Origin of the sequence: Streptococcus sp. 2021WUSS126, from assembly GCF_044427255.1 — a bacterium.
Lineage (GTDB): Bacteria > Bacillota > Bacilli > Lactobacillales > Streptococcaceae > Streptococcus > Streptococcus hashimotonensis.
On sequence record NZ_JAOTGI010000001.1, the window covers coordinates 131,349 to 145,289 of the forward strand.

The 13,941-nt window shown below is 42.8% G+C and carries 15 protein-coding genes and 2 pseudogenes; 16 read left to right on the forward strand and 1 reads right to left on the reverse strand.

All coding sequences use genetic code 11. The features are described from left to right. The first annotated feature begins 86 nt into the window (after positions 1–86). From ODU39_RS00595 to mmuM, 12 genes and pseudogenes are all read left to right on the forward strand, one after another. Positions 87–845, forward strand: coding sequence for a TIGR00266 family protein (locus tag ODU39_RS00595; protein WP_013730631.1), 759 nt, complete (start codon positions 87–89; stop codon positions 843–845). A 176-nt stretch (positions 846–1,021) separates the two neighbouring features. Next, positions 1,022–1,468, forward strand: coding sequence for a LytTR family DNA-binding domain-containing protein (locus ODU39_RS00600; RefSeq protein WP_136670547.1), 447 nt, complete (start codon positions 1,022–1,024; stop codon positions 1,466–1,468). Between the two features lie 4 nt (positions 1,469–1,472). Next, complete coding sequence (locus ODU39_RS00605; protein WP_136670548.1) at positions 1,473–2,138, forward strand: hypothetical protein; 666 nt, start codon at positions 1,473–1,475, stop codon at positions 2,136–2,138. A gap of 85 nt (positions 2,139–2,223) precedes the next feature. Then, complete coding sequence (locus ODU39_RS00610) at positions 2,224–3,501, forward strand: MFS transporter (protein WP_398579624.1); 1,278 nt, start codon at positions 2,224–2,226, stop codon at positions 3,499–3,501. Between the two features lie 104 nt (positions 3,502–3,605). Then, positions 3,606–4,670 (forward strand): SPFH domain-containing protein, encoded by a 1,065-nt coding sequence (locus ODU39_RS00615; RefSeq protein WP_398579625.1) that lies wholly within the window; start codon positions 3,606–3,608, stop codon positions 4,668–4,670. Positions 4,671–4,678: 8 nt separating this feature from the next. Then, positions 4,679–5,089, forward strand: a complete 411-nt coding sequence (locus ODU39_RS00620) for a hypothetical protein (protein ID WP_024399870.1) — start codon at positions 4,679–4,681, stop codon at positions 5,087–5,089. Next, positions 5,089–5,367 (forward strand): hypothetical protein, encoded by a 279-nt coding sequence (locus ODU39_RS00625; RefSeq protein WP_044761396.1) that lies wholly within the window; start codon positions 5,089–5,091, stop codon positions 5,365–5,367. Before ODU39_RS00620 ends, ODU39_RS00625 begins: the two co-directional genes overlap by 1 nt. Continuing rightward, positions 5,360–6,079, forward strand: coding sequence for a hypothetical protein (locus tag ODU39_RS00630; protein WP_398579626.1), 720 nt, complete (start codon positions 5,360–5,362; stop codon positions 6,077–6,079). Before ODU39_RS00625 ends, ODU39_RS00630 begins: the two co-directional genes overlap by 8 nt. Beyond that, the gene (locus tag ODU39_RS00635) at positions 6,080–6,523 is read left to right on the forward strand and encodes a hypothetical protein (protein WP_105257645.1); all 444 of its coding nucleotides are present in this window, start codon (positions 6,080–6,082) and stop codon (positions 6,521–6,523) included. Between the two features lie 166 nt (positions 6,524–6,689). Continuing rightward, positions 6,690–8,144 carry a glutamate--tRNA ligase gene (gene gltX / locus ODU39_RS00640; protein WP_398579627.1) on the forward strand — a complete coding sequence of 485 codons (1,455 nt, stop codon included), beginning with the start codon at positions 6,690–6,692 and terminating at the stop codon, positions 8,142–8,144. 138 nt (positions 8,145–8,282) lie between these two features. Then, positions 8,283–9,550: pseudogene (locus ODU39_RS00645) on the forward strand (amino acid permease). A gap of 12 nt (positions 9,551–9,562) precedes the next feature. After that, positions 9,563–10,510: a homocysteine S-methyltransferase gene (mmuM, locus tag ODU39_RS00650; protein WP_398579628.1), complete on the forward strand. Its 948-nt coding sequence runs from the start codon at positions 9,563–9,565 to the stop codon at positions 10,508–10,510. Positions 10,511–10,559: 49 nt separating this feature from the next. Here mmuM and ODU39_RS00655 read toward each other — a convergent pair whose 3' ends face one another. Beyond that, positions 10,560–11,060 carry an NUDIX domain-containing protein gene (locus tag ODU39_RS00655; protein WP_398579629.1) on the reverse strand — a complete coding sequence of 167 codons (501 nt, stop codon included), beginning with the start codon at positions 11,058–11,060 and terminating at the stop codon, positions 10,560–10,562. Between the two features lie 120 nt (positions 11,061–11,180). Between ODU39_RS00655 and ODU39_RS00660 the strand changes: the two genes are divergently transcribed. The 4 genes and pseudogenes from ODU39_RS00660 to ODU39_RS00675 all read left to right on the forward strand — a co-directional run. Further along, a complete protein-coding gene (locus ODU39_RS00660; protein WP_148115853.1) occupies positions 11,181–12,056 on the forward strand; it encodes a VOC family protein in 876 nt (291 codons plus the stop codon). A gap of 105 nt (positions 12,057–12,161) precedes the next feature. Further along, on the forward strand, positions 12,162–12,686 hold the full coding sequence (locus ODU39_RS00665; protein ID WP_012775369.1) for a transcription repressor NadR: 525 nt from the start codon (positions 12,162–12,164) through the stop codon (positions 12,684–12,686). 72 nt (positions 12,687–12,758) lie between these two features. Continuing rightward, complete coding sequence (locus ODU39_RS00670) at positions 12,759–13,307, forward strand: hypothetical protein (protein ID WP_053866838.1); 549 nt, start codon at positions 12,759–12,761, stop codon at positions 13,305–13,307. 41 nt (positions 13,308–13,348) lie between these two features. After that, positions 13,349–13,873 (forward strand): annotated as a pseudogene (locus tag ODU39_RS00675) (argininosuccinate lyase); the annotation flags it as partial. Between the last annotated feature and the right edge of the window lie 68 nt (positions 13,874–13,941).

The window sequence follows — 13,941 nt, forward strand, 5'->3', positions numbered from 1 at the left end:
GATACTTAGTTTATTTTAGCTTGTTCTAGGTTTATTATGGCTATCCTGTGGTTAACAGGACCTTTCGTAAAAAATAGGAGTCAATTATGTCAGACAATCGGATGAAATATACTATCGATAGTAATATGCAGTTTCCTTTGGTGGAAATCGCCTTGGAAGCTGGTGAATCAGCTTATATTCAACAAGGGAGCATGGTCTACCATACGCCGAGTGTGACCTTGAATACCAAGCTCAATGCGCGTGGTGGTTCAGGTTTTGGTAAATTGATGGGGGCCATCGGTCGGTCAATGGTATCAGGCGAATCTATGTTTATCACGCAAGCCATTTCCAATAGCGATGACGGAAAAATTGCACTTGCGCCTTCAACGCCAGGTCAGGTTATTGCCTTGGAACTTGGTGCAGAGCAATATCGACTAAATGATGGTGCCTTCCTTGCCCTTGATGGTTCTGCTCAATATAAAATGGAACGCCAGAGTGTTGGAAAAGCTTTCTTTGGTGGTCAGGGTGGACTCTTTGTGATGACGACAGAGGGGCGCGGAACACTTTTGGCGAATGCATTTGGTTCTATTAAGAAGCTAACTTTGGATGGTGGAAGTATCACCATTGACAATGCTCATGTGGTTGCTTGGAGTCGTGATTTGGACTACAATATCCATATGGAAAATGGTTTCCTCCAATCTATCGGTACAGGTGAAGGAATCGTTAATACCTTTACTGGTTATGGAGAAATCTATGTACAGAGCTTGAACATTGAGACCTTTGCTCAGGTCATTGGCAATCATATTGTCGGTGCAGGTGGTGACGGTGGTGGTGGAAGCACATCATTGCTGGATGCGATTTTTTAAGAAAAAAACTCTGCAATTTTCAAAATCATATAATAAAAATTAGGTCCCTCGCGTAATGCAAGGGACTTTTCTTAGTTTATTTCTACCACTTACCTGTCTAATTTTGCCACTTACTGAAATGCCCTTGTAATTGGATGTCGAACTGGTATAATAGAGCTATCAAAAAGGAGGGAGCTATGAAAGTTAGGATTGAATTTGATGACAGCTTAGATCAGCTTGAAGTTGTTATTCGAACCAGTCAGCTGGGACCAGAGATTGAACAGATTCAGCAAGCTTTGCAACAAGTTAGTCGTCCCTCGCTTGTTTTTTACAAGGGGAGCAGCGAGTATTTTCTTTCATTGGGTGACATACTTTTCTTTGAAACGGACGGAACCAAGATTTTTGCTCATACAGGCGATGATGCCTACGAGGTTAAGATGAAACTCTATGAACTTGAGGAGTATTTGCCTATCTACTTTTGTCGGGTAGCTAAGTCAACCATTGTCAATAGCAAGGTAGTCTATTCGCTAGATAAGTCCTTCTCGGGCACTAGTCGGATTTCCTTCTACAAGACTCACAAGGAAGTTCACGTGTCGCGACATTATTACCATTTATTAAAAGAAAAGTTACAGGAAATGAGGTAGGAAGATGAAAAGAAATGGTTTGGGAATAGCTTTACTGATCTTGGCAGGCTTGGTCTTGTTTCAAGACCACTTGCCGGCTGTGGAATTTCCTCTTTGGAAATTGGCACTGGTAGTCGGTTGGAGTTATCTCTTTTTTAAAGCAATGATAAAAAAACAGCTAGTTACAAGTTTTGTCTGGGGAACCTTGGTCTTTATCGTGCTAAACAGTCATTTTAATTGGTTGGAAATTGATACCTGGACCTTGATTTTAGGTGCGATACTGGCTTGTACAGGGGTGAAGTTGTTAATAAAACCTAGAAGGAGCAAGAATATGGTCGATACAAAAAGTTTTGTCACAGGAGTGATTGGCGATAAGGGACGCGATACAGCTTTTGGCTCCTCTACTCGTTACATTCATGAGGAAAATTTTATCCATGATAGTGTTGATGTAGCCTTTGGATCTAGTACGGTCTATTTTGATCAGGCAGTGATTCTGGGTGATCAGGCAGATTTTCATATCGATGCTGCCTTCTCAAATATCACACTCTACCTGCCTGCTGACTGGCAAGCAGTAGTAGAGTTGGATAGCGCCATGTCAACAACTAACAACTATGCATCTGAGCCAAAAGAAAAGGTTCTCTTGGTAACGGGTGATATGGCATTTTCTACATTAAATATTTACTCTATGTAAAAGAATAATCACAGAGGAAAGTCTATCCAGGCTCCTCTGCAAGATAAAATGTCTGAATATTCTGAAAACAAAGAAAGGGATTATCATGAAAAAGATTTTGAAAAATGCTACCTACCTATGGGTACTGACGGCGGATATGCTGTCCAATTTTGGCGATGTGGTCTATTATCTGGCCCTGATGAACTATGTTTTACTGGTGCCCAACAGCCGTCTGGCGCTGGCGATTGTGACCTTCTCAGAAATCTTTCCTAGCTTTATAGGCCTCTTCACAGGCTATCTGGCAGACAAGACGGTCAACAAAATCAGCACTATCAAGCTGACCCTTCTCTTCCGTGTCCTTCTCTACCTCATCCTCGGATTCTGCATGGGCTTTGAGCCAGCCCTCTGGATTGTCGTGGTGGCTGCAACTTTCAATGTCTTTGCAGACTTCGCTGGCTTCTATGAAAACGGCCTCTATACACCTCTGAGATTACGCGTAGCGCCCAAAGAAGAGCGGGAGCGGTATTCAGCCTTTCGTCAGACCGTGACCAGCCTCCTAAACATCGCCTTTCAGACCCTCTCTGCTCTCTTGGTCGGCCTACTCTCCTACCAAAACCTGGCCTTTCTCAACGCCGGCACCTTTTTAGTCTCCCTCCTCATCATGCAGCTGCTGACGCCAGCCTTTCGCAAACTCCTGATGGAGCAGCCTTTGAAAATAGCCGAGCGGCCGATCCAGCCCGAGTCAAAAACCGAGGGGCCAGGCATTCTAGCCTCTTTCAAGCAAGCCATCGTGGAGCTGCGCAAGATTCCCGAGTTCCGCCTGGTCCTGATTACCAACCCCATAATTAACGCCTGTGGAGCGATTCTTTATCCTATTCTGGTCCTGCTGATTAGCGAAGACCCAAATCTTGTCTTCCTCAATGTTGAAACAACACTTGCCCTGACCATTCTAATATTTTTTGTCGGAAATATTTTGGGCTCTACCTTGGTCTTTACCCTATTCAAAAAGACCAGCATGGTGACGTTGGAAGTGGCAGCCACTTTCTCTCTTCTTGGCGTTTTTGTTGGAATGTTGCTGCATCAACTGCCAATTATTTTCTTCTTCCTTACTACAATGGGGATTAGCTCTGGAGCTAGTGGACCTAAGTTTAACGCTAAGTTTGTCAATTCTATGCCAGAGGAGCAGTTGGCGACCATTGGCGGAGCGGTGTCAACCTATTTTATGCTAGGTCAAGCCTTTACTCGACTACTGGTATCAGGTCTGGTCTTGGTATTGACTGTCAATCAGATTAGCGGACTTTTCCTCGCGGCAACTGGCTTGTTGGTCCTCTATGTCCTCTACTGGCTGGCACGTAATCAAAAAACACCTCAAAATCAGGAATAAAAAAGGAATTATCGCTACTAAATACTTGACAAATCGCTTGTTATACTACATATAACAAGGCTTGACTTACCAGCCAAGCCTTTCCTAATGGAAAAGGAGATATTATGTCATTAAATCTTTTTGAAGTTGTGAGGTATGAAGGAGAAGATACCAGAAATATTCTTGCATGGCGGCACCCTAATAAAAATATGAAGCCGGGAACAACCTTAATTGTTAATCCAGGTCAACGGGCTGTCTTCTTTTCAAACGGGCGAGCTGTTGCGTCTTACGAAGAAGGGAAACATAAAATTGAGGGAAATAATACTCAGGGACTAGCAAAACTCAAGTCTTTTGTTAGTGGCGGTGTGCCACCAGATTCATCTTTCCTATGGTTTGTTAACATGTATGATTTACAGCCGATTGGCTGGGGGACTCCTTCGCCGATACTAGTTCGCGATCCAGAAAGTCAAATTCCTGTTGAATTAAAAACACATGGAAATTTTATACCAAGAATCATAGACTTAGAAACATTTATTTTAGAATTTATGCCGAGTCATCCAGATATTATTACGGCAGAAGTATTTCAAAAGCGTTTCAGACAGGCGGCTATTGGAACGATTACATCTGGTATTTCCCGAGTTATTGCGAATAGTCGAATTGCTACAATTGATATTGAAATGCATAGCCATGATATTGCTCAAGGGTTATCAGAGCTTTTAAGCAATCGTTTTGCTAAATATGGAATTTCTGTACAAGAATTTAATATTGAAGCCTTGAAAGTAAACCAAGATAGTGAGGGGTACAAGGAAGTGTTTCGATTCCATAAACAAGTTCTTAGTGCAAAAGGGGAGCGTAGCACTCGGGAGATTGAGGGATACAGTTATCAAGAAGAGCGCCAATTTGATGTTCTAGAAAAAGCGGCACAAAATGAAGGTTCCGCAGGGAATCTTATGGGAGCTGGCATGGGAGTTTCCATGGGGCTCGGAATGGGAGCAAATTTTGGAACACTTATGGGAAATTTGGGACAGGGAGCTCATTCTGCTCAACATCCTCAGATACCAATACAAACAGAAAAAACGATAAATTCTGAAAACAGCCCTACAGTTAGTTTAGCGAAATTCTGTGGTCAATGTGGGACGGCTTTTACCGACGGAGCTAAATTTTGTAGTAACTGTGGACAGTCACGCTAGGAGGAAATATGAGTAAAAATATTTGGATATATGTGACAGGAGTGCTGGTCATGCTTACAACGGTGGCCTTGGGACTTCTGATTCCTCACAAGGAAATTGGTCTTTATTTTATTGCATTGGGGTTATTGGTTTTATCGGAATTTCTGTTTTTTCTGCAACTAATAGTTAAACGACACTTTACTGACTGGTTGCCCATCAATATCGTAACCGTTATCTGGGTTATTTTTCAAAGCATTATGCTTTTTATCTCCAACTATATTTCTGTCAGAGTTTTTTGGATTGTTGAAGTTATTGTTATTGGTGGTGTAGCTATTATTGGTAGTTTGACAGCAACTGATAGTCACTATCGAAGGGGACGAAGAGAAACTATTGCAGATAATAGTGGGGATGTCTTTACCCCAAAACAAGGAGACTACTAATGTATCAATTATTTCGTTTTTTGAGTTTAGTCTTCATGGGACTAGCTAATACTATTTTGGCACTTCTCCTCTTTTCTCATACTATTCTTTATACTAAATTCATTGCTGGCACTATAGTATTCTCTTTTTCGGGGTTAATATTAGCAGCCTTTGTTTACTATAGTTGTGGTGTTTTAGAGAACATCAAGCTGAAGGCTAACGCATTGGATGAGATATACCAAGGAAAAGTACGTTACAAAGACTACTTGAGAGAAAAAAAGGAACAGTCACATGCTTAAAGCGTTAAAATCAATCTGGGATGCATTTCGTAGTTGGTTACTTTTTAATTGGTTAATTGCTTACTGTATGTTTGCAACAATAAGTTTGTATCAATTCACGCAATATGATCCCACCTTTTCAGTCCTTATTCTAATTGTGACCTTTTTAGTCATATTTGGGATTCCCTTACTCGCGATGCGTCTCTTTAAGCTGTCATCAGATGGTGTGTTGACATGCTTTCCATTATTAGCTCTTTTTTTGCTTTTGATTGGTTTTCCCAATCCAGTTTATATAATCGGTGCAATGGTAGTATTGTTGATTAAACCACGAGGTCGGACAGTTATAGAAAATATTGTCAAATCCTTTTCGACGAATAACCTGAAATATCTATCAATTTCTCTGTTTCTTCCTTTGCTAGTTTTATTTTTCTTGGTTCTAGAAGAGGGGGAACAGGTAACTTTTGTCAAAACTTTGATTGTACGAGTGACAGTTCTTTATATTGTAATTATACTAATCAATTGTGCATTGACTTATCGAAAATCTCGATTAGAAGAACACGTTAAAACACAAGTACAGATAAGGGCGCTTTTTGAACTCTTTGAACACTATCAAATTACAGAAGAGACCTATCTTGTTATTTGTGAATCTTGCAGTGCAGAAAATTTTTTAGAATTAGGACAAGGACAATCGTGTAGCCACTGTGGTGCTTGGCTTGCCAGAAAGGAGCCCTAGATGCGACGCTATCGATTAGAGATAACAAAATTTGGTTTCCCTATCATTTTTATCATTTGGCTAGGCTCTACAATTTTTCTCTGGCAGATGATTTTAGATTTTTTTAGAAGAAAAAAGGAGGCTGGAATTTCAGTACCTTCCTTAGTGAATACTGCTTTGATTATTGTGACGGTAGCCTTTATTGTCTTTTTCACACTATCTTTCTATATCTTACTTCGCCCGCCTCGGACAAGACGTCAGGGAAGAAGTTTGAAAGAGGTTTTGGCATATGAAAGTCGGAAAGAAGATGTTGTAGAAAGTCAAGGGCAATCACTTATCAGGACGACTACCTATCGCCTGGAGGCCAAGAGAGTCTATTGTCCGGCGTGTGGAAAGCCTGCTGAGGGCTTGTTTGATACCATTATCACTTGTGTAAGTTGTGGACATAGCTATCGTATAGAATAGTAGTACAAAGCCCTCGTTTATCCATTGTTTGTTTTCGATTAAATGATAGCCAAAACTCAAAAGCATGAAAAACACCTCAAAATCAGTCTATCTAGGCTGATTTTTCTGTTTTCTTATGCATATCTATGCTATAATGTTCTTGATTGAAATTTTACAGGAGAGAAACATGACTAAACCAATTCGTGTGCGTTACGCACCAAGTCCAACGGGACTTTTGCATATCGGAAATGCCCGTACAGCATTGTTCAACTATCTTTTTGCCCGTCATCACGGCGGTACTTTCCTTATTCGTATCGAAGACACAGACCGCAAGCGCCATGTGGAAGACGGCGAGCGTTCTCAGCTTGAAAACCTGCGTTGGTTGGGTATTGACTGGGATGAGAGTCCAGAAACTCATGAGCAATACCGTCAATCAGAGCGTTTGGATATTTACCAAAAATACGTTGATCAACTTTTGGCAGAAGGTAAGGCCTACAAGTCTTACGTGACAGAAGAGGAATTGGCGGCGGAGCGTGAGCGTCAGGAAGCTGCGGGCGAAACACCTCGCTATATCAATGAATACCTGGGTATGTCTGAAGATGAAAAAACAACCTACATCGCAGAGCGTGAGGCGGCTGGCATTGTCCCAACGGTTCGCTTAGCTGTCAACGAAACAGGTATCTACAAATGGAATGACATGGTTAAGGGCGAAATCGAGTTCGAAGGTGGCAACATCGGTGGTGACTGGGTTATCCAGAAACGTGACGGCTATCCAACCTACAACTTTGCCGTGGTGGTGGACGATCATCTCATGGAAATCTCGCACGTTATCCGTGGGGACGACCACATTGCCAATACACCCAAGCAACTCATGGTCTATGAAGCACTTGGTTGGGAAGCGCCAGAATTTGGTCACATGACCTTGATTATCAACTCTGAGACTGGTAAAAAACTGTCCAAACGTGATACCAACACCCTTCAGTTTATCGAAGATTACCGTCGTAAGGGTTATATGCCGGAAGCTGTCTTCAACTTTATCGGTCTCTTGGGTTGGAACCCTGGTGGTGAAGAGGAAATCTTCTCCCGTGAGCAATTTATCCAACTCTTTGATGAAAATCGCCTCAGCAAATCACCAGCAGCATTTGACCAGAAGAAAATGGACTGGATGAGCAATGAGTACATCAAAAATGCTGATCTAGAAACTATTTTCAACCTTGCTAAGCCATTCTTGGAAGAAGCGGGTCGCTTGACAGACAAGGCAGAAAAATTGGTGGAACTTTACAAGCCACAAATGTCATCTGCGGATGAAATTGTTGGTTTGACAGACCTCTTCTTCTCTGATTTCCTAGAATTGTCAGACGAGGAAAAAGAAGTCATGGCGGGAGAAACTGTTCCGACTGTCTTAAATGCCTTCAAGGAAAAATTGGAAGCCATGACAGACGAAGATTTCCAACCAGATAACATCTTCCCACAAATCAAGGCTGTTCAAAAAGAAACAGGTATCAAGGGCAAAAACCTCTTCATGCCAATCCGTATCGCCGTTTCAGGCGAAATGCACGGACCAGAGTTGCCAAATACCATTTACCTACTCGGTCGTGAAAAATCTATCCAGCATATTGATAATATGTTGAAGAGTTTGTAAGATAAAAAATCCCCGCTGTCCTGTGACGGCGGGGATTTTGTTATAACTGATAACTATAACACTTGCATTAAAAACGGTATAACGATTTTCTGAAAAACTGTGTTATCATAAATAAATCATTACTATTTAGGAGAGTTTATGGAAAATCATAATTTTGAAAATCAAGGCACCTTTAACCGTGAAATGAACAGCCGTCATTTGCAGATGTTGTCCATCGGTGGGGTAATTGGCACAGGTTTGTTCCTGAGTTCGGGCTATACCATTGCACAGGCTGGACCATTTGGAGCTATTGCAGCTTATCTTTTTGGAGCTGTTATGGTTTATTTGGTCATGTTCTCTCTAGGGGAGCTTTCCGTAGCCATGCCAGTAACAGGCTCCTTCCATACCTATGCAACCAAGTTCATCAGTCCTGGAACGGGTTTTATGGTGGCCTGGATGTATTGGCTTTGCTGGGTAGTCGCACTGGCTTCTCAGTTCGTAGGAGCAGCTCAGCTTATGCAACGTTGGTTTCCTAGTGTGCCAATTTGGATTTTTGCAACGATTTTCGCGGTCATTGTCTTTGGTTTGAACACGCTGTCTGTCGGTTGGTTTGCTCGAGCAGAGGACGCCCTTTCTTCTGTCAAAGTCTATGCCATTATGGCATTCATCATTTTGGGAACCTTGGCGATTTTTGGCGTCTTGCCTTTTCAGGTGTGGAAATGATTGGAATTGCTGCTGGGGAGACGGACAATCCTAAGAAAGCCGTGCCACAAGCTATTAAATCGACCATCGGTCTCTTGGTTATCTTCTTTGTTTTGACCATTGTGGTCTTAGCAGCTTTACTTCCCATGTCAGAGGCAGGTGTGACAGAAGCACCATTCGTTCTAGTATTGGATAAAATAGGTTTTCCGTACGCTGCTGACATTATGAACTTCATCATCTTGACGGCTATTTTATCTGCGTCCACTTCAGGTCTCTACGCTTCAAGCCGTATGCTTTGGTCTTTGGCCAATGAGGGCATGATTAGCAAGGAATTGGTAAAAATCAACAAGCATGGTGTTCCAATGCGTGGGATGATTTTGTCCATGGTTGGTGTTGTGATTGCTTTGATTGCGTCAATTTATGCAGAAGATACTATTTTCTTAGCCTTGGTTTCTATCGCTGGTTTTGCAGTCGTGATTGCATGGTTGGCAATTCCATTGGCACAAATCGGTTTCCGACGTGAGTTTTTGAAGAATCATAGTGTAGACGAATTGGAATACAAGACACCATTCTCGCCGACTTTGCCTTGGATTACAGTTATTTTGCTGGTTATTTCCATCATCGGAATTGGCTGGGATCCTTCTCAGCGTGCCGGCCTCTACTTTGGTGTACCCTTTATGATTGGTTGTTATGCATATCATTACATTCGCTTTAAAAGGTGGTAAGGAGAAACTCGTATGGGTCGTTTTAAGGAACTATTAGAAAATCAAGAGTTTGTCATTTTACATGGTGCTCTGGGAACGGAATTGGAATTTCGCGGTCATGATGTATCAGGTAAGCTTTGGTCTGCCAAATATCTTTTGGAAAATCCTCAGTATATCAAGGATATTCACAAGGATTATATTCGTGCTGGAGCAGATTTGGTCACGACATCAACCTATCAGGCGACTTTTGAAGGTTTGGCAGAAGTCGGTTTGTCACAGGCTGAGGCTGAAAAGTTGATTCGTCTGACAGTTGATTTGGCTAAGGAGGCTCGAGACGAGGTTTGGGCTGACTTGTCGGAGGCTGAAAAAGGACAACGAACCTATCCCCTTATTTCAGGTGACGTTGGTCCTTATGCGGCTTATCAAGCCAATGGTTTGGAGTACACAGGTGATTATGGCAACATCAATTTAGTGGAGTTGAAGGCCTTTCACCGTCGTCGGATGGAGCTCCTCTTAGAACAGGGGGCAGAGCTCTTAGCCTTGGAGACCATTCCAAATTTTCTTGAAACACAGGCTTTGGTAGAGTTGCTGGCAGATGATTTCCCAAATGTCGAAGCCTATATCAGCTTCACCTCGCAGGACGGTCAGTCGATTTCTGACGGAACATCAATTGAGAAAATAGCAGAGCTGATTAACAGCAGTGAGCAGGTTTTAGCAGTTGGTCTTAACTGTACAGCACCGTCTCTTTACCCAGCCTTTCTCAGTCAGTTGAGAGAGAAAACGGATAAACCATTTGTCACCTATCCAAATTCGGGTGAGGTCTATGATGGAGCCACTCAAACTTGGAAAGAAGAAGCTGACCATAGCCACAGCCTTTTGGACAATACTCTGGCTTGGCATAAGCTAGGAGCTAAAGTGGTTGGAGGTTGTTGCCGAACCCGACCAGCTGATATTGCAAGTCTAGTTGCTGGATTGAAATAAATGAATCCCCGCTGTCCTGTGATAGCGGGGATTTGTTTCTTATACGGGCTTAGTTTTCTAAAAACAACCTCTCCACATAGTCCTTCTGCCTTTGGATAATCAGTTCTGTTTCTAGGAAGTCTTTTAAGTCTTCTTGTGGGACCCAGATGTAGTTGCTGGTTTCGTTGGCTTGGACTTGGATAGCGGATTTGTCCCAGTCGGTTTCAGCCCAGTAGCAGTGGAAGATACACTGGTCGTCATGGGCAACAAAGTGTGTATGGTGGCGGAGCTGGTTAGCTGTCAGTTCAATGCCTGTCTCTTCGCGGACTTCGCGTAAAATGGCCTGCTCTGCTATTTCCCCAAATAAAGCCGAGCCTCCTGCCGTCGCTTCATAATAGTCAGGGTAGGAGGGCTTGGTGCTGTCGCGTTTCATAAAGAGGGTGCTACCGTCGTGGTGGCGGACGATGCACTCGACGACTAGGTGGTAGAGACCATCGGGAATAGCTTCTCCGCGTGTGAGGGTGTGGTCGGTCAAGTGACCGTCGGCTGTGTAGGCGTTCCAGATTTCCATTTCATTCTCCTGTCAATTTTGTAGTTATTCAGTATAGCACATCTATAAGTGCAAAGCAACATGTTTTGTTTTTGTACGGACAAGTGTTATACTGGGGCTACTAACTCAAAGGAGAACCTTATGCAAACCATTATCCCTCATCTCTGGTATGATACAGAGGCAAAAGAAGCTGCAGAGTTCTATGTGGACCTTTTCGGCGGCAAGATTGACTGGACCTATACCATTACGGATACGCCTTCTGGCGATGCTGGCTTGGTCCAATTCCAACTGGGGGACATGACCCTGGCAGCGATTAGTGCGGGGCCATATTTTAAACTCAACGAGTCTATATCGCTTATGGCAAATGTAGCGAGTAAGGACGACGTAAGCCGTCTTTATGAGGCGCTATCAGACGGTGGTCGTGTGCTTATGCCTTTGGCAGAATATCCCTTCAGCCCTTACTATGTCTGGCTGGAAGACCGCTTCGGTCTGTCTTGGCAATTGTCCTATGCACCGGACTTGGACAAGCCCTATAGCTTTGACATCTGCCTGCTCTTCTCTCAGGACCAGGTCGGTTTAGCCCAACCTATGCTAGATTATTACAAGGATAAGCTGCCTCAAGCTCGTCTTGGTCGCTTGTCTTACTATGGCGAAGGTGAAGCTGCGGTCGCTGCTGCCAAGTTGAATTATGCGGAGCTTTTTATCGGAGACCAAAAAATGATCGCTATGGACCACGGCTACGGCGGTGAGGCCTCTTTCAACGAAGCCTTCTCGCTCATGGTCTATGTAGATAGTCAGGAAGAAGCAGAGAGCTGGTATGAAAAAGTGTCGGCAGTTCCAGAAGCGGAGATTTGCGGTTGGGCCAAGGACCAGTTTGGGATTTCCTGGCAGATTGTGCCGCGTATTCTGATGGAAGCATACGATACGGCTAGCCCAGAAACCGTCAAGGCAGTCAATGCGGCTGTGATGACCATGAAGCGTTTGGACATTGCGGCTATTCAAGCATTGCTAAACTAGCAGATGATAACGGAGACTGTTCTGCAGTTTCCGTTTTTTGGTTGAGGAAAGGTTGATTTACAGGAATTTTGATATAATGGAAAAAAGTGTACGAAAGGAATGTGTATGAAAGCAACAGAACGACGTAAGAAAATCCTATCCCTTTTACGAGAAAGCCCCTATCCCCTTGCAGCTAATTATCTGGCGAAAGAATTTGGAGTGAGTCGGCAAGTAATTGTTGGAGATGTAGCCTTGCTTCGTGCGGAGGGAGAAGCTGTCTTGGCAACTCCAAGAGGGTACTTGCTCCAATCTTCTTTGCCATCTACTGAAGGAGCCTACATTCGAAAGATAGCTTGTCAACATGGTCCAGAAGAGGTAGAAAAAGAATTGACAATCTTGCTAGAGGGTGGAGCTCAAATATTAGATGTTGAAATTGAGCATCCCATTTACGGCTTATTATCAGGCAAGCTGAATATTGCAAGTTTAGAAGATAGGGATCATTTTTTGGATGCCTTGGGTCAATACCAAGGTGTGTTACTGAGTAATTTAACAGAAGGAGTTCATACACATACAGTCTCTTTCCCATCTGTGCAAGCCTATAATGAACTTTCAGCAGCTTTAAAACATGCAGGTATTTTACTAGAAAATTAATAAACCTTACAGGTGTCTTGACACCTGTAAGGTTTTGTTTTATAATCAAACCAATAGAAAGAGAGGTGCCTAATGTCCCAATTAACACTATCATCTAAAAATTCAGTTAAGCAGCTATCAATTAGTGCAATTTTAACCGCATTTGCCATTTTAATACCTTTAATGATGCCGATTAAAATCATTATTGGTCCAGCATCCTATACACTTGCTAGTCACATTCCTTTGTTTATAGCCATGTTTATTTCACCAGCTACTGCTATTTTTGTTGCTTTAGGTTCTAGTTTGGGATTTTTCCTCGCTGGTTTTCCAATCGTTATTGTATTTCGGGCGCTTACGCATCTGTTCTTCCTTACCTTAGGTGCGGTCTTGGTCAAGCGTTTTCCGATTCTTATGGACTCTAAGCGCTTTTTACTATTAGGGATTGGGCTTAATCTCCTGCATGGTCTAGGAGAATATATTGTGGTAATGGTACTTACGTCGGGGCAACAAACTTCTGCTACCTACTGGATAACGATGCTTGGCTTGGTGGGTGTTGGTTCGGCTATTCATGGATTGCTTGATTTTAGTTTAGCTTATTATTTCTGGAAAATGTTAAAAGAACGGAAAATTTATCAACCATAATCAGTTATGATGAGGAATATATTTTAGAAGAGACTGGGCAGGCTGAGCTGATTCGGGGGAAAACAGGTAGAGTTTATGGGAACTTAGTTGGCCTACTGACAGTCATGAAATCCCTGCCTTTAACCTATAATAAGGACTTGCAGGAAGACAAGGAAGGCATGTTTGATACGGCAGAAACGATTTTAGTATCTATCGATATTTTGACAGGGATGTTGCAATCGATGACGGTCCATAAGGAAAGGATGGCTCAATCGACAGAGAAGGACTTTTCAAATGCGACTGAATTGGCAGACTATCTAGCAAACAAGGGTATGCCTTTCCGCCAAGCGCATGAGATTGTTGGAAAACTGGTCTTGGAGTGTAGCAAGGCAGGACACTATCTCCAGGATGTATCGTTTGAGACCTACCAGGCTATTTCGCCTCTTATTCAAGCAGATATTTATGATGCCTTGTCCTCCAAAGTTGCTGTCAGTCGTAGAAATTCCCTTGGCGGGACAGGTTTTGAATCGATTGCAGACCAGTTGAAAAGTGCCAAAGAGGAAATTCAGAACGCAAAAAGCCTATAAACGGTATGTTTATTGGCTTTTTTGAATTTTGTGGTATAATAGAAGTAATTTTGAAAGATGGAGTGGCA

Excerpts from the sequence above, each read along its gene's own strand:
- ODU39_RS00665 (WP_012775369.1), top strand. The coding sequence starts at position 12,162 with ATGAAAGCAACAGAACGACGTAAGAAAATCCTATCCCTTTTACGAGAA.
- ODU39_RS00600 (WP_136670547.1), top strand. The coding sequence starts at position 1,022 with ATGAAAGTTAGGATTGAATTTGATGACAGCTTAGATCAGCTTGAAGTT.
- ODU39_RS00615 (WP_398579625.1), top strand. The coding sequence starts at position 3,606 with ATGTCATTAAATCTTTTTGAAGTTGTGAGGTATGAAGGAGAAGATACC.
- ODU39_RS00625 (WP_044761396.1), top strand. The coding sequence starts at position 5,089 with ATGTATCAATTATTTCGTTTTTTGAGTTTAGTCTTCATGGGACTAGCT.
- ODU39_RS00635 (WP_105257645.1), top strand. The coding sequence starts at position 6,080 with ATGCGACGCTATCGATTAGAGATAACAAAATTTGGTTTCCCTATCATT.
- ODU39_RS00660 (WP_148115853.1), top strand. The coding sequence starts at position 11,181 with ATGCAAACCATTATCCCTCATCTCTGGTATGATACAGAGGCAAAAGAA.
- gltX (WP_398579627.1), top strand. The coding sequence starts at position 6,690 with ATGACTAAACCAATTCGTGTGCGTTACGCACCAAGTCCAACGGGACTT.
- ODU39_RS00605 (WP_136670548.1), top strand. The coding sequence starts at position 1,473 with ATGAAAAGAAATGGTTTGGGAATAGCTTTACTGATCTTGGCAGGCTTG.
- ODU39_RS00620 (WP_024399870.1), top strand. The coding sequence starts at position 4,679 with ATGAGTAAAAATATTTGGATATATGTGACAGGAGTGCTGGTCATGCTT.
- ODU39_RS00630 (WP_398579626.1), top strand. The coding sequence starts at position 5,360 with ATGCTTAAAGCGTTAAAATCAATCTGGGATGCATTTCGTAGTTGGTTA.
- ODU39_RS00655 (WP_398579629.1), bottom strand. The coding sequence starts at position 11,060 with ATGGAAATCTGGAACGCCTACACAGCCGACGGTCACTTGACCGACCAC.
- mmuM (WP_398579628.1), top strand. The coding sequence starts at position 9,563 with ATGGGTCGTTTTAAGGAACTATTAGAAAATCAAGAGTTTGTCATTTTA.
- ODU39_RS00610 (WP_398579624.1), top strand. The coding sequence starts at position 2,224 with ATGAAAAAGATTTTGAAAAATGCTACCTACCTATGGGTACTGACGGCG.
- ODU39_RS00670 (WP_053866838.1), top strand. The coding sequence starts at position 12,759 with ATGTCCCAATTAACACTATCATCTAAAAATTCAGTTAAGCAGCTATCA.
- ODU39_RS00595 (WP_013730631.1), top strand. The coding sequence starts at position 87 with ATGTCAGACAATCGGATGAAATATACTATCGATAGTAATATGCAGTTT.